This is a genomic window from Acidobacteriota bacterium (genome assembly GCA_021161905.1).
Classification (GTDB): Bacteria; Acidobacteriota; B3-B38; order Guanabaribacteriales; family JAGGZT01; genus JAGGZT01.
Genome location: JAGGZT010000009.1, coordinates 1 through 21048 on the forward strand (window position 1 = coordinate 1; position 21048 = coordinate 21048).

General features: G+C 45.7%; 16 protein-coding genes and 1 pseudogene. 14 read left to right on the top strand and 3 right to left on the bottom strand.

What is annotated here, in order from left to right:
* The 8 genes and pseudogenes from J7L64_01435 to dinB form a co-directional block, all read left to right on the top strand.
* The coding region (locus J7L64_01435) for a N(4)-(beta-N-acetylglucosaminyl)-L-asparaginase (protein ID MCD6451015.1) at positions 1-779 on the top strand (779 nt) is incomplete at its 5' end.
* A 68-nt stretch (positions 780-847) separates the two neighbouring features.
* On the top strand, positions 848-2032 hold the full coding sequence (locus J7L64_01440) for an aminopeptidase P family protein (GenBank protein ID MCD6451016.1): 1185 nt from the start codon (positions 848-850) through the stop codon (positions 2030-2032).
* 10 nt (positions 2033-2042) lie between these two features.
* Complete coding sequence (locus J7L64_01445) at positions 2043-2570, top strand: hypothetical protein (GenBank protein MCD6451017.1); 528 nt, start codon at positions 2043-2045, stop codon at positions 2568-2570.
* A gap of 16 nt (positions 2571-2586) precedes the next feature.
* Positions 2587-2943, top strand: coding sequence for a hypothetical protein (locus J7L64_01450; GenBank protein ID MCD6451018.1), 357 nt, complete (start codon positions 2587-2589; stop codon positions 2941-2943).
* Positions 2915-4258 (top strand): glycerate kinase, encoded by a 1344-nt coding sequence (locus J7L64_01455; GenBank protein ID MCD6451019.1) that lies wholly within the window; start codon positions 2915-2917, stop codon positions 4256-4258. Before J7L64_01450 ends, J7L64_01455 begins: the two co-directional genes overlap by 29 nt.
* A gap of 3 nt (positions 4259-4261) precedes the next feature.
* A pseudogene (fba, locus tag J7L64_01460) lies at positions 4262-5184 on the top strand (class II fructose-1,6-bisphosphate aldolase).
* 215 nt (positions 5185-5399) lie between these two features.
* Positions 5400-6014 (top strand): MBL fold metallo-hydrolase, encoded by a 615-nt coding sequence (locus J7L64_01465; GenBank protein MCD6451020.1) that lies wholly within the window; start codon positions 5400-5402, stop codon positions 6012-6014.
* A 137-nt stretch (positions 6015-6151) separates the two neighbouring features.
* Positions 6152-7342 (top strand): DNA polymerase IV, encoded by a 1191-nt coding sequence (gene dinB / locus J7L64_01470; GenBank protein MCD6451021.1) that lies wholly within the window; start codon positions 6152-6154, stop codon positions 7340-7342.
* Positions 7343-7360: 18 nt separating this feature from the next.
* Here dinB and J7L64_01475 read toward each other — a convergent pair whose 3' ends face one another.
* Positions 7361-7579 carry a DUF2007 domain-containing protein gene (locus tag J7L64_01475; GenBank protein MCD6451022.1) on the bottom strand — a complete coding sequence of 73 codons (219 nt, stop codon included), beginning with the start codon at positions 7577-7579 and terminating at the stop codon, positions 7361-7363.
* A 98-nt stretch (positions 7580-7677) separates the two neighbouring features.
* Here J7L64_01475 and J7L64_01480 point away from each other — a divergent pair, with 98 nt between their 5' ends.
* Positions 7678-8880, top strand: coding sequence for a dipeptidase (locus J7L64_01480; protein MCD6451023.1), 1203 nt, complete (start codon positions 7678-7680; stop codon positions 8878-8880).
* Between the two features lie 29 nt (positions 8881-8909).
* Here the strand turns inward: J7L64_01480 and J7L64_01485 are convergent, their stop codons facing one another.
* Positions 8910-9929, bottom strand: coding sequence for a hypothetical protein (locus tag J7L64_01485; protein MCD6451024.1), 1020 nt, complete (start codon positions 9927-9929; stop codon positions 8910-8912).
* 106 nt (positions 9930-10035) lie between these two features.
* A complete protein-coding gene (locus tag J7L64_01490; GenBank protein MCD6451025.1) occupies positions 10036-12630 on the bottom strand; it encodes a hypothetical protein in 2595 nt (864 codons plus the stop codon).
* A gap of 104 nt (positions 12631-12734) precedes the next feature.
* On the opposite strand from J7L64_01490, the gene J7L64_01495 reads away from it, so the two are divergent.
* The 5 genes from J7L64_01495 to J7L64_01515 all read left to right on the top strand — a co-directional run bounded on the left by J7L64_01495 (position 12735) and on the right by J7L64_01515 (position 20994).
* The gene (locus J7L64_01495) at positions 12735-13496 is read left to right on the top strand and encodes a methyltransferase domain-containing protein (protein ID MCD6451026.1); all 762 of its coding nucleotides are present in this window, start codon (positions 12735-12737) and stop codon (positions 13494-13496) included.
* A 116-nt stretch (positions 13497-13612) separates the two neighbouring features.
* Entirely contained in the window at positions 13613-14614 is a 1002-nt protein-coding gene (locus J7L64_01500) for an O-antigen ligase family protein (GenBank protein ID MCD6451027.1), read from the top strand.
* 217 nt (positions 14615-14831) lie between these two features.
* On the top strand, positions 14832-15668 hold the full coding sequence (locus J7L64_01505; GenBank protein MCD6451028.1) for a DUF4388 domain-containing protein: 837 nt from the start codon (positions 14832-14834) through the stop codon (positions 15666-15668).
* 6 nt (positions 15669-15674) lie between these two features.
* A complete protein-coding gene (locus tag J7L64_01510) occupies positions 15675-18116 on the top strand; it encodes a GAF domain-containing protein (GenBank protein ID MCD6451029.1) in 2442 nt (813 codons plus the stop codon).
* A gap of 199 nt (positions 18117-18315) precedes the next feature.
* The gene (locus J7L64_01515; GenBank protein ID MCD6451030.1) at positions 18316-20994 is read left to right on the top strand and encodes an LptF/LptG family permease; all 2679 of its coding nucleotides are present in this window, start codon (positions 18316-18318) and stop codon (positions 20992-20994) included.
* Positions 20995-21048 lie beyond the last annotated feature (54 nt).

The following is a 21048-nucleotide window of genomic DNA, read 5'->3' on the forward strand; positions in this document are numbered from 1 at the left end:
CCAACGAAGAAGGAGTGGTTCAGCTCGATGCCTCGGTGATGTATGGACCAACTTTTGGTGCTGGAGCGGTTGGTGCCCTCGAGAATATCGCCACTCCCTCGTCGGTAGCCCGATTGGTAATGGAGAGGACCACTCGGATATTCTTAGTGGGAGAAGGAGCCTTGAAGTTCGCCTTAGCCCATGGGTTCAAGAAGACCAATCTTCTTACTGAAAAAGCGAGAAAGATATGGCTCCTTTGGAAGGAAACGATGAGCGATAGGGACGATTGGCTTCCACCGGCTGATTGGCGGAATAAATATCCTGAATTTGCTGCTGTTTTTGACGAGCTCTGGCTCCATGAGGGGACGATCAATGTCCTCGCTATCGATGCTGAGGGCAATATAAGTGGTATAACCACCACCTCAGGGCTTCCCTTCAAACTCGATGGTAGGGTGGGTGATTCCCCAATCATTGGTGCTGGCCTCTATGTGGATCAGGAAGTAGGGGCTGCTGGCGCCACTGGTAGGGGTGAGGAGGTGATAAGGACCTGCGGTTCTTACTATGTGGTTGAGAATATGCGAAAGGGAATGGATCCAGATGAAGCTTGCCGGGCAGCCGCTGAACGCATAGTGAAGGTGAATAAGGGGAAAGCGAATTTTCAAGTGAACTTTGTAGCTTTGAGGGAGGATTGTAAGTTCGGCGCCTTTTCTATCCGCAGTGGGTTTAAATTCGCCGTTTATAACGAGCGCGGTAACAACCTCTACGATGGGAAATACCTATTCAAAAGGAAAGGGAGATAAAACGAGTTAAAAAAATAGCCAGGGGGCTTACCCCTGGCTTCTTCTATATCTATTAGGAGCGGAAAACGATGGCCCAGATCCCTACCAAAGAGATAGAAAATAGGATAAAACTTCTTCAAGGGAGGGTTAGGAAGGAAGAAGTAGACCTTTTCCTCGTCTTCCAGCCGGTCGATCGGTTTTATTTCTCAGGGACGATGCTCGATGGACTTTTGGCAGTACCTAAGGAAGGAGAGCCATTCCTCGAGATAAAAAGAGGTATCGACAGAGCCAAAAAGGAGACTCCGATTTCTTTGCTACTGCCCTTCAGCCTCTCTAAGTTGCCAAGCGTTCTTGCTGAATGTGGAATCGGAGAGCCAAATAGGATCGCCCTCGAATTCGATGTCCTTCCCAGCTCAATTTACTTGAGGATAAGAGAGATCTTCCCCAAAGCGGAGGTAGTTAACGGAACCCCATTCATTATGGATTTGAGAATGATAAAGTCGGAGTATGAACTTTCTCAGATGAGAAGGGCAGCTGATGTGATCAACAAGGTATTCTCTCGGATCCCTGAATTGATCGAGGCTGGTGAGGAGGAGATCGAGCTTGCCGCGAGAATAGAGGAGGAGTTCTTAAAAGAGGGGCATCAAGGTTTTGTCCGTCTCCGTCGCTTCGGGCAGGAGATGCATTTCGGAGGGATCGCTGTAGGTGATAGTGCCTGCCTTCCCACCCCCTTCGATGGACCGGTGGGGGTCTCCGGACTTGGTCCTGCTTCCCCTTGTTCTCCCGGAAGGAGGAAAATAAGAGTGGGAGAGCCGATAATCTGTGACCTCGTCGCTGGGGTAAACGGATATCTGGTAGACAAAACCCGGGTATTTGCTTTAAAAAATGTTCCCAAAGTCATTCGGGATGCCCATAGATTCTCCATCGAGCTCACGAGAAGGATCGAAGACCTCCTTCGTCCTGGATCCATCTGTGAGGATATCTATCAGAAGGTAATATCGCTCGTTTCCTCTTCCCCTTATGAGGACAACTTTATGGGATGTGGTCCGAATAAGGTCAGGTTTGTCGCCCACGGTATCGGGCTTGAGCTCGATGAGCCCCCGGTTATCGCCCCAAAGATGAAATATGCTCTTGTCCCTGGTATGACCTTGGCAGTTGAACCTAAGTTCTTCTTCCCCGGGATTGGTGGAGCAGGAATAGAAAATACCTACATTATAAGAGAGAACGAACTAGAAAAGCTTACTACTACTTCTGAAGAGATAGTGGTAATCTAAAGGAGAGAAAGTGATTCGCCTTTCCACGATTATCTTTCTCCTAATAGTAGTAGGATATGTCTTTGCCCAGGAGGAAGCCGAACCAAAGGTTACCCTTGACATCAAGGAAGGCGAAATAAGGGAAATCCTAAAGCTCTTCGCTCAGGCGTTGGGAGTGGACTTGGTGGTCTCCCCGGATGTCAAGGGAAAAATCACCGTTTTCTTCAAGGATGTACCGATAAGTCGCGCACTTCCATCTCTTCTCCGGGCAGCGGGACTATATGCCGAGTTATCTGAAGGGATACTCTATGTCGCTCCCATCTCCCGGTTTATTGAAGAAGAAAGGGAAAAATCAGAGTTAAGAGAAAGAAGGCTCCTATCCGCTCCGCTTATGACCGTGATCATTCCCCTCTCCTATGCTGATTGCCGAGATGTTGCCCAGATCGTCAGGAAATTCCTTTCCAAAAGGGGGAAAGTGATGGCAGACCCTCGAACTAACAGCTTGATCATAACCGATATACCGAGTAAAGTGGCGGAGATCAAAATGGCAATAAAATAATAAGGAGGATCGCAAAATGGGGGTAATGCCTCCGGAAAGGATCAACTTGGAAAAGAGCAATGAGAAGGAGATATATGTAGTATGTTCCCATTTTCACCTCAAAACGACCATATTCGAAAGGAATAAGCAGGAAAAAAGCATCCACGAAATAGTAATAACAAAAAAGGGCTGCCTTCATACCTGCACTGCCCAGGGTAAAAAGGGAAAGCTCGCCTGCCCGGTCGCCCCTGGCGGAAAGGGGATAAAGACTTATTTCGAATATTACGCGAAAGCCACAGGCGCTAAGAAAAAACCTACCACGAAGAAGAAAACCGAGGGGAAAAACAGAAGAAAAAAGGGGAAGGATGAAGGCACAAAGGGCTCTCCTGAATGACGCCCTTCATCTTTTCAATTACGCCCTTACCAAGGTGGCGGGTGGTAACCTAATCCGAGAGAGGGTTAGGCGAGAGGGGGATTTTCTTTATATCAATGATCTCTCTCTCAACCTTAGGAATTATCAGAGGATAGTAGTGGCAGGAGCGGGTAAATGTGTTGCCGCAATGGGGGAAACATTAGAGAAGATACTTCCTGAATACATAGATTCAGGGATAATAGTGGTAAAAGAAGGACATACCCTCCCTTTATGCCGGATCGAGGTGATCGAGGGAGGACATCCTTATCCTAATGCTCAGAGTTTAGAGGCGGGAAAAAGGATATTTCGTTTAGCGGAAAAACTCGGTGAGAAGGATCTCCTTCTCTTCCTTCTTTCTGGAGGGGCATCTTCCCTTTTAACCCTTCCTGCTCCCAGCATCTCGTTTGCAGAGAAGGTCAAAACCACTGAGCTTCTCCTCAAATCCGGGGCAAAGATAAGGGAGATAAACACGGTGCGAAAGCACATCTCTGCGATTAAGGGGGGCAACCTCGCCAAAACAGCTTATCCTGCCTCGGTCATCTCTTTGATTCTCTCCGATGTCATTGGAGGAAGGTTTGAGGACATCGGCTCAGGTCCCACTGCTCCGGACAGCACCACCTATAATCAAGCCAAGGAGGTGCTCATTAACTATGGGATATGGGATGAGGTCCCCTCATCTATAAGGCAAAGAATAGAGCAGGGTATAGCAGGTGAAGCAGAAGAAACGCCCAAGATGGATGATCCCGCCTTATCTCGAACTACAAATATACTTATAGGCGATAATCGAAGGGCACTTTATGCAATAGAGGAGGAGGGGAAAAGAAAAGGTTATAACACAATCCTTCTCACCAGTTCCCTTGAGGGGGAAGCGAAGGAGATAGCCAAGGTATTTTCCGGAATAGCCCGGGAGATAAAGGAGAAGGAAAAACCCGTTCCTCCTCCAGCTTTGGTGATATCTGGAGGTGAGACCACGGTAAAGGTGAGGGGAAAGGGGAAAGGAGGGAGAAATATGGAACTTGCCCTTTCCTTTCTCATTGAGACAGAGGATATAATGAAGGAGATTGTTTTTCTTAGCGGTGGGACCGACGGCAGTGATGGACCAACGGAAGCAGCGGGGGCAATAGTGGATTACGCGGTTATCGAGAGGATGCGAAGAATGAACATCGACCCGAGGGAATATCTCCTTCGAAACGATTCCTATACCTTTTTCAAGGAGACCGGTGGCCTGTTAATTACTGGTCCTACCAATACCAATGTGATGGATATCCAGCTTCTTTTAGTAGAAAGGAAGGAGTAATCGATGGGGCTTACCAATAATTTGGAATTACAAAAAAAGGCAAAAGAGGGGGGGTATGCCATTCCCGCTTTCAACACGAGCAATCTGGAGATCACCCAGGCGATAATCGAGGTGGCTGAGGAGATGAGATCCCCAGTGATTATAGCGACCTCTCCTTCAGCGATGAAATACGCCGGCGCCAAGGAGATAAGTGCGATAGTGCGCTCCCTTGCTACGAGGCAAGTATCCCGGTATCGTTTCATCTCGACCACGGAAAGGACCTCGAAACGGTAATTTCTGCATTACGCTATGGTTGGACTTCAGTAATGATTGACGGCTCTCATCTTTCTTTGGAAGAGAACATCGCCCTCACCAAGGAGGTGGTGCGGATCGCTCATTCGATCGGGGTATCGGTTGAGGCTGAACTGGGAAGGATCGGAGGGAAAGAGGATCTTGTTTCTGTATCCGAGCGGGAGGCAACCTTTACCGATCCTGATGAAGCGGTTTCCTTTGTGGAGGAGACAGGTTGCGATACCTTGGCGGTAGCCATTGGCACCTCGCATGGAGCCTATAAATTCAAAGGAGAACCGAAACTCGATTTTGACCGGCTCTCAGAGATAGCAAGTAAGGTTGATGCCCCCCTTGTTCTTCATGGAGCATCGAGTGTGGTTCCGGAGCTGGTAGAAAAAGCGGAGCGTTATGGCGCCACCTTAGGAAAACCAAAAGGCGTTCCCGAAAAGGATATAAAGGAAGCAGTAAGGAGAGGAATAACCAAGGTTAACATTGATACCGATATTCGCCTTGCCTTCACCGCTGGTATCAGGGAACTTCTGGCTAAAAATCCGGATGTCTTTGACCCAAGGAAGATACTCAAATCAGCCAAAGAGGAGATAAAGAGGGTAGTTGCTTCTAAAATCGAGCTCTTAGGTAGTGGAGGTAGATTGTGATGGAGAGTTCCCAGCTATTCCCTTGACATATGTGTTTTATCGCAAATACAATATAATAGTTAAGTTCCTCATAGGAGGGAGAGATGAGAAGACATAAACCGATAGTAGTGGTATGGGTTATCCTTTTTGGGATGGGGTTCTTAAGCCTGGGAGGTACCTTCGGTAAGCCTACTCCCTCCCATCTTTTATCCCCTGTAACCTCGGAGGTAAATAGAATGTTGGAAAAGATCAAGTGGTTAGGTCACGCCAGTTTCAAAATAACTGGTCCTCCGGTAATATATATAGACCCTTGGAAGTTAACCGATGGAGAGAAAGCGGATATCATCCTAATAACCCATCCGCATTACGATCACTGCTCCCCCGAAGATATAGCTAAGATTCAGAAAGAGGACACGATAATAGTTGCTACTCAGGACACGGCGGCTAAGCTTAAAGGAGAGATCAAAATCGTGAAGCCGGGTGATAAGATCAGGGTTAAGGATGTGGAGATAGAGGCTGTTCCAGCGTACAATATCGGTAAGCCCTTCCATCCCAAGGAGAATGGATGGGTGGGTTACATAATAACCATCAATGGAGTGCACATTTACCACGCTGGCGATACCGATTTCATCCCGGAAATGAAGGATATTAAAGCTGACATTGCCTTTCTTCCCGTCGGCGGGACTTATACGATGAACGCCGAAGAAGCAGCTCGAGCGGCAAACACCATTATGCCCCAGGTAGCAATACCAATGCATTACGGCACCATAGTGGGTTCCATAAAGGATGCGGAGAAGTTCAGAAAGCTTTGTAAGGTTGAGGTAAGGATCTTAACTCCAACTGCTCCTTAAATTCTTCCGTCCTCCGTTTATCGATCCTCCTCCCCAAAAGGGAGGTTTTTTATTCGACCGAATTAATTGATGCGTTTTTCCCCTCTATATTGTAAGCTATTGGTAAAGAGCCACATAAAAATTGAGGCTGGGGAGATATGGCCCGGGTGATTCTCCATGTAGATATGGATGCCTTTTTCGCTTCGATAGAGCAAAGGGACCATCCGGAGTTAAAAGGAAAGCCGGTAATCGTGGGGGCGGACCCCAAAGGAGGAAAGGGGAGGGGAGTAGTTTCCGCTTGTTCTTACGAGGCGAGAAAATACGGCATACACTCCGCCATGCCCATCTCCTACGCCTATTTTCGCTGTCCTCACGCCCACTTTCTTCCCGTCGATATGAAGCGATATCAAGAGGTTTCTAAGAGAATAATGAGGATACTAAAACGCTTCACCCCAGCTGTCGAGCCGGTAAGTATCGACGAAGCCTTCCTCGATGTAACGGGCAGTATCCGCCTGTTCGGCTCCGGAATGAGGATTGCCTTCCTTATCAAAGAGGCAATCCGGAAGGAGGAGGGTTTAACCGCTTCAATAGGGGTGGCTCCCAACAAGCTAATAGCCAAAATCGCCTCTAGCGTCAGCAAGCCTGATGGTCTTCTTGAGGTAAAGCCCGAAAAGGTGAAGGAGTTTTTAGCACCGCTTTCCATAGCCCGACTTTACGGGGTGGGAATGAAGCTTGAGGCAAAACTCCTCCGGATGGGGATCGAAAGGGTAGGAGAGCTGGCTAAACTCTCTGAAGAGGAGCTCACCTCACTCTTTGGAGAGATGGGGCGAAAGCTATGGGAGATGGCTCAGGGGATCGACCACAGCCCGGTGCTTCCTCCAGGGAAGCCGAAGTCCATATCACACGAAGTCACTTTTGAGGAGGATATTTCACAAAAAGAACTCATAGAAAAGGAGCTTCTGCTGATCGCAGAAAGATTAGCCAGACGGCTAAGGAAGCGTGGATTTCAGGGGCGAACCATCACCCTCAAATTTCGCTTCCCCGATTTCACTACCCTAACCAGAAGCAAAACCCTCTCTTATCCTTTGGACTCAGCAGAGGAGATATACAAAGAGGCGAAGTGCCTCCTCTCGTTTATCAAAAAGAGGAGGTTGACTGCTCGTCTTATCGGTATTGGGATAAGTAAATTGGAGCCAAGGGAAAAGCGACAACTCCCCCTTTTTGAGGATAAAGAAGAAAAGTTATTGGAGGCGGAGGATAAAATAGCAGACCGATTTGGCGACCAAGCTATTACCCGTGCCTCCCTTATAGATCTTTTAAGAAAACCACCCTCTAATTCTCGATCTTAGCCAGTATATTACTCCAACTTATTCTTTCTTTTCTTCCTTAATGATTTTTACTGCTCGTTCATAATCCTCCTCATTAACAAGGACTTTTATCTCTCCAAGTCCATTTACAGTGAAGGGATATACGCCTTGTGCGATGTTTCCCCGGAGGAGACATCTTATGCCATTAGCCTCGAGAAGCCCCTTTATTACCTCTGCCTCGGCAGACCCCATTGCAGTGTATAATTCCTTCAATCCCATTTTGTCCCTCGATTCTCTCGAAAATGATTTTAATTCTTCTCCTCATCTCGAAAAGTAGTATAATGAAATGTTTGAGAATAAGAAAGGAGATTGTTGAAATGAGAAGGAGTGGGTATCTAATTGTTTTATTCATTTTTTTAGGCTTTACCGTTGCCTTCTCTCAAACAAAACAGATCAATGAGGCTCAGGTGAAGAAGGTGCACTTCAATGCGATCGTCATTGACGGCCACTGTGATACTATTGGGCGGGTGCTCGATGGGGGAGTTGACTTGGGCATAAGGAGCAACAAGGGACATATTGATATCCCAAGGATGATCGAGGGCGGACTTGATGCTCAGTTCTTCGCCTGTTTCGTCCATCCCCGTTATATGCCTGACCATTGCATCAAGCGCACTATAGATATGATCGATGCTTTATATCGTGAGGTAGCGAGACACCCCGACAAGATGGAGATTGCTTATAGCGCCTCTGATGTCATTCGGATAAACAAGGAGGGCAAGATAGCAGCAATACTCGCTATTGAAGGGGGGCATGCGATTGAGGATGACCTCGCTGCTCTTCGTACTTTTTACCGACTTGGAGTTCGGTATATGACCCTTACCTGGATGAATAACAACAATTGGGCAGATGCCTCGGGTCCAGAACAGACCATTCCCAATCATGGGGGACTAACCGATTTCGGCCGGGAGGTTGTCCGGGAGATGAACCGGTTGGGAATGATCGTCGATGTATCCCATGTTGCCGATTCCACCTTCTGGGATGTTATTGAAGTGGCTAAGAAACCTATAATTGCCTCACATTCCTGCTGTTATGCTCTGAACCCCCATTATCGCAATCTAAAGGACGATGAGCTCCGAGCCCTGGCTAAAAACGGCGGAGTGATCGGGATAAATTATTCCCCCAGCTTCCTTAGCACCCGCTATTGGAAGGAAAGTGAAAAAGTACGAGAGGAGCTCCGACCTAAGGTGGAGAAGCTGCGCAAAGAATATAAGGATCAACCAGATGTTATGCGGAAGAAGATAATGGCTCTCTATCGTGAGGCGAGGAGTAAAGTAAAACCGGTGCCACTGAGTGTCCTCGTCGACCATATCGATCATGCGGTGAAGATAGCGGGAGTGGACCATGTAGGCCTTGGCTCCGACTTCGACGGCATATCCAACACCCCGGAAGGACTTGAGGATGTGAGCAAACTACCTAACATTACCAGAGAACTATTAAAACGGGGCTATACTGAAGAGGAAATCAGAAAAATACTCGGAGGAAATTTCCTTCGCGTTTTAAAGGCAAATGTAGGTAAATAAAAGTTAAATGAAGAAAGAGAAGCCCCTTTCTATTTAATGAAGGGGGCTTTCTCTTTAACCTCGTCCGGAGAGAGAAAGGAGAGGAGATTTCCCCCTTTCCCCCTTTTTTTGGAAAGAATGGCATACATTGGCGAAGGTATTATCTCTCCATTAGTACCAATTTTAATAAGGGACCATTCGCTCCATCCCACCGCTTCATCTCCATCCCAAAGACACCACCAGAAAACCCTTTCCGGATTTAGCTTGGTGAGAATCAGGTAGTAGTCGTTGCTAACATAGGGAAGTTGAAGATCCCAGTAGGGTACACCGCACTCAGTTACCCATACTCGGGCGTTCTTCACCCGATTTATTTGTATGAGATAGTCTTCGAGGAGAACAGCGCTCAGATAAGTATGGATGTTTAGAATTACTCCATTGATATCTCCCAATCCTGCATCGATGAACCTCTTAAGATGATCTGGTCCATCGAGAACATCACCTCCAGGGAATGACACGATGAAAGTGAAGCCCCTTTTTGCAAAATATGAATGACACCACTTCATCCGAGCCACGAATTCAGGGATATTGAGATCAGGGGATATATTTAGAGGCTCGTTCGGTCCCTCCCAGTATCTTATCTCGGGAAAGGTGGCGATGACGCTATCGATATACTCCTTCCAATCCTCAAGCGGTTTTATCGACCCATCCTTATCAAAAAGAGCCCATTTGTCCAATATACCCAAGGTCTCAAAACGAGAGGCAAATCGGTGGACCACCTCGTCATTTGCCCTCTGGCCTATGGGAATGCGAACAAACTTGGTATCGATCTGGTAGAGCGCTCCCATCAACTTATCTGCTACTGTATCATCTCCCAGGCGGAGATTTATATTCCTCTGAAAGTACTCCTCCCACAAAGGATAATAATCAAGAGAAACACCCTTACTTTTTCCTGAAATGACCTTGCCCGGCTCAGTGGGAATAGAAGGAGCAGTAGAACGGCATCCAAGGTGTACAAGGGCTAAAATGAGAAAGAAAACCGTCCACTGAAAAAGTCTCAGATCATCCTTCACTCCTCCCTCTCCCCTCCTTTCCTCTTCCCCTAATTATACTCAAAGTGTCCATTAATAAAACAAAAAGGGGCGAGAAATTCTCGCCCCCTTTTTTCCTCTGAGGTTGTTATCTCGTCTTACTCCCGGCAGCACTGGAGGAACAGCCGTAATAGATGGAATTGAAGAGCAGTTTGAATGTACCATGAGGCTGGGCTCGATGCTGACAACGGAATCCTATCAATATTACCCTGCCTTTGCCTATTGGCACTTCCACCAAGGCAGCTTTGTTCTTCAAGTAGTCAGGACCTATCAACCAACCGCTCATAAGAGGGTTTTTATTAGGATATTTTGCCACCACCTGGGGTTTCAAATTGAATGAAGGGAGTACTTTGAATACCGGGCTCCCTCTAAATACCGCTGCTGTCTTTCCCGGCATCCCATAAGCGATAGGATGATTATTATTCACCTCTATCTCGAGGATAGAGCCGGGACAGAAGAATTTATCCGGTTTTATCTTCTCGACTACATTGACTACCGGGAGGCCAAACTTCCCGATGAAGAGTAGCGAAGCGGTGTCAAGGGCTATGATTGTCCCTCCAGCATCGACGAATGTTTTAAGATTCTCCACCCCTTCAGTACCAATGCCACCGCAATATTGAGGAGGCATTGTTCCCTTTTTCCTTCCCTCGATTATCCGCTCAGGAGACATATCGGGGATTATAATAACATCGTAACGCGATTTAAGATCCCCTGCCTTTATCTCCGCATTATGAATGGTGGTATATGGGAATTCGTACTGCTCGAGGAGCCAACGGGTCCATCCTTCATCCATATTGGCGGTCCAGGGTTGATAAAGGGCTATCCTTAAAGGCTTTAATCGATAGGTTGGGATTGAAGATAGCGAACGGTTGAAAGGAAAGATGGTTAGTGAAAGTTCCTTTGCCAGTTTTGAAAGGAGGGTAGAGGCTCCTTTTCTTCCAGCAACGATAACCGCGCCCGGGGCGAAACTTCGCTTACCAAGGGTAAGCCTCTCCTTTGCAAAATAGACCTTATATCCTGCTTTTAGAAGCCTATTTATCGCAATAGCGCTGTTATTCAACTTATGAGAGAAGATGTAATTCTTTCCCTTGCCTAAGAACCTTCCTTGGGTGAAGGGAAACTTATGAACGGGAACGAGATCGGCATTGAGCGGACTGTTAATGGGAACCACTTTTACTCCCATCTGATAGGGGAGGGTCCAGCCGCAGAGATCGTAGGGAAAGAGGGGAGGACCACCAGGATAAACCCTGATATCAGGATAACTCTGTGGTTCGAGGAGATCTTTGACATATCTTCCGTAGGGTTGAGCAGTAAGGATTACATAGGTACCAGCAGGGTAAGTAATCCCTTCAATAGTGAAGGGCTCTTTTGCTTTATGGATCTTCACTCCAGTCTCTTTCAAGAGGGTGAGCATCTTCGTTGCTACTGGTGGGTCCCACTGTTCTTTAGGAATTAGGAAGGCAAAAGGAGGCTCCTTTTTTCCTTTTTCTATCGCATCTTTCCCCATCAGATAGTAGTTATACTTGAACTCTTCCTTATATCTGGAAGCGGTATCGAGGAGGGAGTAAGAGATAATAAGCTCGTAGCGAACGATATCCCTAAGACGCCACCAGCCGCCCTCCCAAGGGTGAGGGAAATTTATATGAGGAGCATAAGTGGGAAGCCCGCGGCGAGACCCCCGAAGCTCATCCTTGTTCTGGAAGATTGGAGAAGCGATCCTTACTGAAGCAGCCTCACTGAGCAGACCCACTATATTGTGCCACCAAGGGGATTGAAGAAACGCCCCTTCCCACCAACCAGTATAGTAGGCGAAGTTAACCACCCCAGTACACCCTGCGGCTTCAAGATCGGTTGCCATATGAGCTCCGATTATCTCCATCTCTCTCCAGATTAAAGGGTTGATATTGGGATTAATCGGATCACACATCGGAGGGATAAAGAGACGAGCCCCACGGTTTCCCATTTGATGCTCATCGAGAACTATCTCCGGAAACCACTCCTTGTAGAGGACATCGTTCACCAACCTCGTTTCCTTCTGGGTAAGCATATAGGCATCACGGTTGTTATCGTGCCCCACATATTTATGGTAAAGCCAAGGAAGAGGGCAGCCTTCATATTGGGTTCCCAACCATTTGTTGTACCAATCGACCACCATAATTTGCCCATCGGGATTATGGGAGGGTATGAGGAGAAGAATTACATCATTTAGGATCCTTTTCGTCTTAGGCGAATTGTCGGTGGCGAGTTGATAGGCAAACTCAAGGGACATCTGGCTCGAGGCGATCTCGGTAGAGTGAATATTACAACTAATCAGGACAACGACCTTTCCCTCTTTAGCGAGTTTCCTTGCCCGAGCGTCGGAAAGGCCAGTGGGATCAGCGAGCATCCTCTGAATACGCTTGTACTTATCAAGGTTTGCCAAGTTCTCCTTTGATGAGATGATTACCATAATGAAAGGATTACCCATCGTCGTTTTGCCGAGCTCAACCACCTTAACTCGATCCGACTGAACATCGAGCATCTTGAAGTATTCCACCATCTTGTCCCAGCGAACCAGTTTGTAGTCCGCGCCCATCTCGAAACCGAAGACATCCTTGGGAGACCTTCTTATCTGAGCAAGGGAGAGAGAGGCGGTTAAAAGAAACGCTAAGCCTAATATTGCCAATATCTTAATTCTTCGCATCTCCTCCTCCTATTATTAATTTGTAATCTCTTGATATAATGTTACCGTAGTCTTTTTTCTTTTTCAACGAGCTTTTGAGAAGAGGCAACAAGGAGAGAAATTGTATGGTAGTAAAACCACTACTTAAACACATCATCCCTAAGCCCCTCCATCCTTTGGCTAAACGGGTTTACACAAAGCTCAAGAGGCTATGGTACTTTGGGTTCAAGTTCACCTGTCCTTGTTGTGGAGGACACTTCCGAAAATTTCTCCCCTACGGGGTCCAGCCAAGACCAAACGCCTTATGCCCTAAATGTGGCTCCTTGGAACGTCATCGCCTCCTTTGGCTCTATTTGAAGAATAGAACCAATTTCTTCCAGAAGAGGCTGAAGGTCCTTGATATTGCTCCGATGCCCTTTTTTAAGGAGAAATGTGAGGCTCTTCCTAACATCGACTATATCAGTGCCGATATAGTCTCTCCTTTGGCTATGGTAAGGATGGATGTTCAAGAGATACCTTTTCCTGATGATCAATTTGACTGTATTATATGCTACCATGTTCTTGAGCACCTTCTTGATGACCAAAAGGCTATGGGGGAATTATACCGTGTTTTGAAACCAGGAGGCTGGGCAATAATCCAATCTCCTATTGACATAAATCGGGAAAAAACCTACGAGGATCCGAGCCTTCCTCCGGAAGAGCGGGGGCGTATTTTCGGAGGCAGGGAGCATATAAGGATATATGGGAGAGATTACAAAGATAGACTTGAGAAAGCGGGTTTTGTGGTGAAAATCGATAGTTATGTGCGGCAGTTAGGAGATTCTACAATTAAAAAATACGGTTTGATGAAAGGTGAGGACATATATTTCTGTTCAAAACCCCGATAGTATTTCTAAGATGGTTCTTATACTTTACTGTATCTCCATATCACAAAATATTTTTTACTTGACATTCAAAGAAGGGCTCATAGCGTCCGCATTAATGGCTGTTTTGATGTTTACTTCTGCTTTTTATCCTTCTTCCCTTCCTAATAACGATCGCTAACTCGTACAATATCAGCTCTAAAAGAAACCTTCACACCCCAATTGATTTGATCCTTTTCACCCTAAATTCCAACAATATGTTAGATAAAATATTTAGTGAACGGCTAAGCACCTACTGGAAGGTGGGGATGGAAATGATAAAAGACCACCCACTTTTTGGGGTAGGGGTGGGCTCCTTCATCGTTCATTTTAAGGATTACAAGAACAAGATAAAGTATTCTCAGCACCCAGAAAATGCCCATAACTATTTCCTCCAGATCGGAGCAGAGTTGGGCTTGGTGGGCTTAGTGGCATTCTTCTACCTTATCGGGATGATATTCAGCTACGGGTTTACTGCTTTGAGGTTTTCCTCCGAGGCTTTTTGGGAAACCACCTCGTTAGGTATATTAACCGGTATATTTGGCTTTATTGTCAGCTGTTTAGCCCAACATCCCTTACTGTTGATAGAGATTCAATTCATCTTTTGGCTCTTTGTCTATTTGATCTTCCTAATGGGAACCCCCTACAGGGTAAAAGGGGAGCAATACCTTTGTTCTTTTTCAAAAAAGCTTTATTTAATCATTATATTTGCCATTTTCGCAAGTATTCCCTTTAGAATCGTTTGCCTCCCAAAAAATAAAATTATAGCCAACCACGGCTTTTATTCCTGGGAGAAATGGGGGGGTAAAGTCCCATTTCGATGGACCAAACGAGTTGCTTCAGAGAGAATAGAGATTAAGGGGAGGGTACTATATCTGCCAATATTGGCTTATCGGCCGGACATATCCAAAAACCCAGTAAAGCTAACTATATATTTTGACGGACAAAAGGTTGACAGCATCACTCTTAATAAGAATGGGTGGCGGATCTTTAGTTATCCAATTGCGAATAAGAATAAAAGGCTTATAATCTCTTTCATAATCGATAGGACCTGGAATCCACTAAAATCTGGTTTAACAAAGACAGCCGTAACCTCGGGATAGGGGTTGGAGAACCTTCTTGGGACGAAATCCCATCCTGTTTTAAATGTCTAAACTCAGAGGGAATGGCAATGGGGCAGATCAAACCCTCGAAGGAGATAATCTTTACTTTCAGTAGACTTTTATTCCCTTTTATTTAAAAAATCTTTAACTTTTCAAATTAAACTCTTGATAAGAACGGAGAAATATGTTATCATTGTCTTACAAAAGGGAGGAAACAGTGGGGAAAGGGGTTATTCTTGTCATTCACGAAGATGATAACTTCGTAAAGAAGATTAAGGATAGCTTTCCTGAGGAATTTGAGATATATACGGCGAGTAGCAGTAAGGAGGGGTACGAGTTATCCTTAAAGCTTATCCCGGATGTTGTCCTTTCCAACACATCTTCACCAGAGATCGATGGTTGGGCTCTTATAAAACAGTTGAAGGAAGAGAACAAAACATCTCATATTCCTTTCATTTTTCTCTCTGAAGAGAAGGGGATCTCTCCCCGGATAAAGGCGTTTGAGCTTGGAGCTTATGATTACATAACCAAACCGTTTGACTTGGATGAGCTGAGGGCGAGAGTAGAAATAGCACTTAGGCGAAGTAAGCGGGTAGATACGACTCCTCCTCCAGAGAGAAAGAATATATCGGGAAAACTGGGGCAAATGAGCCTTGCTGATATCCTCCAGATCTTGGGGATGAACCGGAAAACTTGCACCGTAACTCTGGAGAAGGGTGGAGTGAAGGGGAAAATATTCTTTGAGCATGGGAAGATACTCCATGCTTATGTGGGGAATATCGAAGGAGAAAAGGCGGTTCATCTTCTCCTTCGGTGGCAGGATGCCGATTTTCTAATAGAGGATGGGATCACCGCTATCTTCGATGTCACCATAGGGAAAGACCCTCAATCTCTTCTTCTCGACGGGATGACCCAATCAGATGAAGAAAGGAGGAAAAAGGGGGAGGAGCTATTGGAGGACTTTCTCTTTCCTGAAAGTGGAGATAACACTGAGGTCATAAGGGCTCTTGAGAAGTTGGAAGCTATGGGATTGATAAAGAGAGTGGAGGGATAAAAAGATATGGAGGAGGAAAAGATAAAGGTAGCCATAATCGGGGGGGATTATCCGGGTCTTGAGCTGATGGCATTAATCAAGAAACTTCCTTCTCCCTCATTTGAGGTAGCTGCGGTGATTGACCCTAACGAAGACGCTCTCCTTTTCCACCTCGCGGATTATGGTTATCAGTTTGCCGACCCTCCCGAAGCTATCTTCTCTTCTGATTTAAGGACTTTAGAGAAGATAGAGGGGCTTTCTCTAATTATCGACACCACGGGGAATAAGGATATCCATCAGGCTCTTTATAATTTAGATCTTCACCAGGTAAAGATCTTAAACCGAGAAAGTGGCAATTTTCTTATCCGAATGAAGCTTTCCGCAGGGGAACCCAATGAAGAAGGGGAGGTTGACTTAGCCAAAAGGCGGATATTTATCTTCCAGAACTTCATTGGAGCTGCGAACTCGATCAATCTGGCGGAACATCAAGATGAGTTCTACGAACTCTTTCTCACCACTGCGATGGAGGCTACCCAGGCTGATACAGGTTCGGTGATGCTCCTTAATCGGAGCAGGGAGTATCTTTATTTAGTGGTAGCGAGAGGACTATCTCCAGATTATATAAATGCTCTCGGTCGTTTCCCTAGAATAGGGGAGGGGATCGCAGGGCGGGTCGCTCAGATTGGGGAACCACTACTCCTTTCCGGGAGGTTTGAGGATCTCCGCTTTGCCCGAGTAGAAGAGAAGAACGGGATAAAGTCCTCCATTTGCGTGCCCATAAAGGTGGGTGGTAATAATGTGCTGGGCGTCCTCAATGTGGGGAACAAAAGATCGACCTCCGCTTTCAGTCGGGAGGACCTGGTTTTTCTCTCCCAATTCTCCAACTTAGCGGCAAAATATATTATGGAGATCGCCACCCATCAGGAACTCAAGATCACCCAGCTCGAGCAACAGTTGACCAAAGCAGTAGGAAAGATAGTGAGCCTCTCCCTTCCCTTAAAGGATAAGCTTCAGAAAGCGATCCTTGAGATAGCCAATGTCCTTAATCTGGAATCCTTAAACCTCTACTTGAAGGAATCTCCAGCTGATGAGCTCACCCTTCGCGCCTCCACCGATATCACCCCTTCCTTATTTGGCATTCTCAAACTTAGGGAGTTAAAAGGCGCCATTGGAAAGGTAGTAAAGACAAAAAGGCCCCTTTTGCTAAAGGAACAGTCGAGTTATTTGATCTTCGATGAAGATAAGAAAGAAGGTGATAGGGATATGGGTGAGGCGTATCAGTTCATCCTTCCCCTTCTCCATAAGGATAAACTTCTCGGCGTGATGAGCATCCTTTTCTCCGAAAGGATCGATCGCTCAGATTATCGGCTTTCCCTTTGTCAGCGTCTCTCTAATACCCTTGCTGATACCATTCATAATCAGCTGGAGACGGAGAGCCAACGGGAGGCGGCGGTACGCCTTACCACTGCCAACGAAGCGGGAATGTCCCTCGTCTCCATAATAGACCGAGAGAAGCTCGCCTTTACCATAGCCGTTTCCGCAGTTCAACTTGTTAACGCCGAATTCGTCATCCTCAGAATCTACAACAAAAAGGAGAACAAACTTCCCATCTCCTCCTTTTATCATCGAGGAGGGGATAGGCTCTCGGATGAGATAAGGCGTTACGACGGGGAGCTTTGCTTAGCCACCTTCCAAAGCCAATCGGTGGAGACAGAAGCGTCAATCCCTTCTAAGGTAGAGGCGATAAAATCGGCGATAGCCTTCCCCTTAATTGTGGAGGAAGAGATATTAGGGGTACTTTCCGCCTATAACCGCCAGGACGAAGAATCCTTCTCGCCCATTCCTTTTACTGAGAACGATCGGATTGTACTGGATAAGTTCGCCTTCTATGCTGCGATGTCCTTGAGGAACCTGCGTGATTTTGAGGAGCGAAAGCAGTTCTCCTCTGTCAATGAGCTCACTGGGATGTACACCAAGAAGATCCTAGAAGCTCGTCTCCTGGAAGAGGTGAAGAGAGCAGATCGAACACAGGGCAAATTTAGTCTACTGATGTTTAAAATCGCCAACCTTAACTCCCTTGAGGTAAATATAGGGATCTCTAAAACTCAGCTCATTAAGTTGGTTGCTTACGAGATCGAACGCCACTTCAGAAAAAGCGATATCCTTTTCCATTTAGAGGACGATGTCTTTGCTGTCCTTCTTCCCGAAATTGGGATGCAAGTTGAGGAGGCACTGGAACGGTTCCGCTCCTATCTATCGAGAAGGAACCTCCGAATTAGAGGGTTAAGTGAACCGTTAACCCTACTTGCCGGCTACAGCTCCTATCCAGTTAACGCCTTTTCCCCCGAAGAATTACTTGAACAAGCCTCTCAATATAAGGAAAAGTTGTCCTTCGGCGGAGGAGAAGGTAGGGTTAAAGGGATTTCTCCCTTCACCCAATTTGAGGAAGAGAGCTCAGCTGGCGCCTGATTTTCAATCATCTCCAAAAGGAAAGAAACGGAAACTGAAATAAAGTGGTTTTATATTTTCCTTCCTCATAATTTAACATAATATATATTATCAGACATTAAAATTGAGGGGGAAAAGCTTTAACTAAGGTTTATGAGGATGCGGTTTACAGAGAAGACTTCAGATGGTATTATCTTAAGGAAAGAAATGGGAACCTTAAATGCGGTTAATTGAACGATATCTCTTAAAAGAGATCTTTCCTCCTACCTTGCTCTCCCTTTTTATCTTCAGCTTTTTGCTTCTTATGAACACCATTCTCCATTTGGCTGACCTTCTTATCCGCCGTGGAGTAGATTTGAGGCATATCCTTCAGATGATGCTCTATCTTACGCCAAGCATTGTCGTCTTTACCATCCCTATTGGGGTGCTACTTGGAATAATGGTGGGATTGAACAGACTCGTCTCCGACGGAGAAGTGACTGCTATCCTTGCTGGAGGGATCAGCCCCTATCGATTTCTCCGTCCCATTATGATATTTGCCCTTCTCTTCTTTCTCATCGATCTATGGCTAATGAACTACGCCCTTCCCTGGGGGAACCAATCATTTCGGGAACTCGATTTCAAGATCCTTTCCGGACGAATCATCTCAGGAGAAGTAAAACCAAGGGTATTCAATGAAGATTTTCCCGGAAAAGTCCTTTATATCTCGGAAGTAGACGAAAAAACTGGCTTGTGGAAACGAGTATTCATATTCGACCAGGGACATCCTGGCGAGTCCCAGGTGATCCTGGCCAAAGAAGGGCTCCCTATTTTTGAGAAGCGAAAGAGGCGTCTTATCTTGGAACTATCCGAAGCGAAACTATATCAGACCTCTAACATCGATCCAGAAAAAAGAACAAGCTTCGCCAACTTCAAACATATGTATTTGGTGCTTCTTTCTATGCCTTCGTTAGCTGAGTTGAACTTAGGAAAGGATGAACGCTCTATGCGAGCGGATGAGTTAAGGGAAGAGATATGGAGAACGCGAGGTGAAAGCAGATTAACAGGAATATTAATAAACAAAAGCAGTGAAAAAAAATCTCTTCAAATTAGATTAAAATTTGTCCAAAATTCCTCAGAGAAGGAGTATACCTTCCCCCTTTCCCTCTTACCCAAGGAGAGGAAGTATATTTCTCTGCCGTTTATCGCCCCCGCCTTTCCCCAAGATAGCTCTTCCGTAATTATTTCTCTTATTTTTTCGGGAAAACTTGTTTTTTCTCGAGAATTTACTTTAAACAAACTCCCCCCTACCCTTCTCCGTCATCTTCGAATAAATGGTGATTTGATCGTAGCCAGTCTTGGCTTTCAAGAATTGAACCCAAAAGGCAACCATTTCCATTTTGAGGTAGAATATCACAAAAGATATGCCATCCCCTTTGCTTGTCTCGTCTTCGGCATCCTTGGGTTTAGCTTTGCCCTCAAATTCCGGCGGAGTGGAAAGGCAGGAAGCTATGTTATTGGACTTATTGTTTTTGTTGTCTATTGGGCTTTTTTCATCAATGGCGAAGCATTCGGGGACAAAGGAATAATTCCTCCCTTCCTTGGAATGTGGGCGGCCAATATCTTTTTTGGAGCCATTGCCCTCCTCCTGTTAGCCAAAATAAAGTTTAGCGAAGGAACCAGATCTTCTTTACTTAGATTTCTTAGCAACCAATCGTTGGTATTCGTAAGCAACATTCGAAAGATCTTTAGAAATCGACGAAGAGCGAAAAGGAGAAGAATGATTAATAGCGAAGCCTCCTTCTCTTTTTCTAAAAAAATCCCCTTCCCCAGCATACTCGATCGGTATATAACCAAGAATTTCATCACTATCTTCTTCTTAGTACTATTCGGGGTGTATTCCATATTTGCCTTAGTAGATTTCATAGAAATGAACCAAGAAATAGAGAAAAATAACCTATCACACATCCTTCTTGTCGATTTTTTCAAATTCAAGTTACCTCAAATACTTATCTTTATTATTCCGATCTCCATCCTAATGGCGACTATGGTTACTTTGGGAATTATGGCGAAAAACAAAGAAACAACAGCAGCTAAGGCGGGAGGTATAAGCATTTATCGCCTTTTCATCCCCTTTCTTGTATTTGCCTTAATAGGAAGCGGAATAGTCTTCCTCATCCAGGATCGGATCCTTCCTTACTCCAATCAACGACTTAGTGAGATAATCCAGATAATTAAAGGAGCTCCTCCTCAAACCTACCGTCAGGCAAAAGGAAGCCGGTACCTATTCGGTAAGGGTAACCGGATCTTCCACCATGAAGGGTACGACGAAGAGCACGGAGTCATCAGAAGATTCACTGCCTACGAATTTGATCAGGAAACTCTTTCCCTTAAAGAAATGATATTCGCCCTCTCACTCAGATGGGACAAGGCATCCGGTAGATGGTTAAGTTACAATGATGGTTGGCTCTCTCGTTTTTCAGCCAATAAGGTAACCGTTAAGAGGTTCCATAAATTAAGAAACCACTTTCCCCCTGAGGAACCTTCCTATTTTAGTCGGATAATTCGAGAACCAGAGGAAATGAGTTTTAATGAATTGAGGCTCTACATAAAAGAACTCAAAGGATCGGGCGTAGATACCACCAGGGAAGAAGTGGAGCTATATTGGAAGACAGCTTTACCCTTCCTTACCCTGATCATCACCCTCATTGGTCTTGCTTTTTCCCTAAGGGGAGAAAAGGGAGGAGCGATAACGGGTATCTTCTTTAGCATAACCATAGTAGTAATCTACTGGGTTTTCTGGAGTGTCTTTAAAAACCTGGGCTATCTTGGAATACTCCCCCCCTTTCTCGCCGCCTGGAGCCCAAATCTCATCTTTGGAGCAGGAGCATTATATCTCATCCTCACCTTAAGAACTTAAAAGAGCCCTCCCCTCTCGCTCCTCCCGATGCAGAAAAAAACATCGCCCCAATCA

Excerpts from the sequence above, each read along its gene's own strand:
- J7L64_01440 (MCD6451016.1), top strand. The coding sequence starts at position 848 with ATGGCCCAGATCCCTACCAAAGAGATAGAAAATAGGATAAAACTTCTT.
- J7L64_01450 (MCD6451018.1), top strand. The coding sequence starts at position 2,587 with ATGGGGGTAATGCCTCCGGAAAGGATCAACTTGGAAAAGAGCAATGAG.
- J7L64_01455 (MCD6451019.1), top strand. The coding sequence starts at position 2,915 with ATGAAGGCACAAAGGGCTCTCCTGAATGACGCCCTTCATCTTTTCAAT.
- J7L64_01465 (MCD6451020.1), top strand. The coding sequence starts at position 5,400 with ATGTTGGAAAAGATCAAGTGGTTAGGTCACGCCAGTTTCAAAATAACT.
- dinB (MCD6451021.1), top strand. The coding sequence starts at position 6,152 with ATGGCCCGGGTGATTCTCCATGTAGATATGGATGCCTTTTTCGCTTCG.
- J7L64_01475 (MCD6451022.1), bottom strand. The coding sequence starts at position 7,579 with ATGGGATTGAAGGAATTATACACTGCAATGGGGTCTGCCGAGGCAGAG.
- J7L64_01480 (MCD6451023.1), top strand. The coding sequence starts at position 7,678 with ATGAGAAGGAGTGGGTATCTAATTGTTTTATTCATTTTTTTAGGCTTT.
- J7L64_01490 (MCD6451025.1), bottom strand. The coding sequence starts at position 12,630 with ATGCGAAGAATTAAGATATTGGCAATATTAGGCTTAGCGTTTCTTTTA.
- J7L64_01495 (MCD6451026.1), top strand. The coding sequence starts at position 12,735 with ATGGTAGTAAAACCACTACTTAAACACATCATCCCTAAGCCCCTCCAT.
- J7L64_01510 (MCD6451029.1), top strand. The coding sequence starts at position 15,675 with ATGGAGGAGGAAAAGATAAAGGTAGCCATAATCGGGGGGGATTATCCG.
- J7L64_01515 (MCD6451030.1), top strand. The coding sequence starts at position 18,316 with ATGCGGTTAATTGAACGATATCTCTTAAAAGAGATCTTTCCTCCTACC.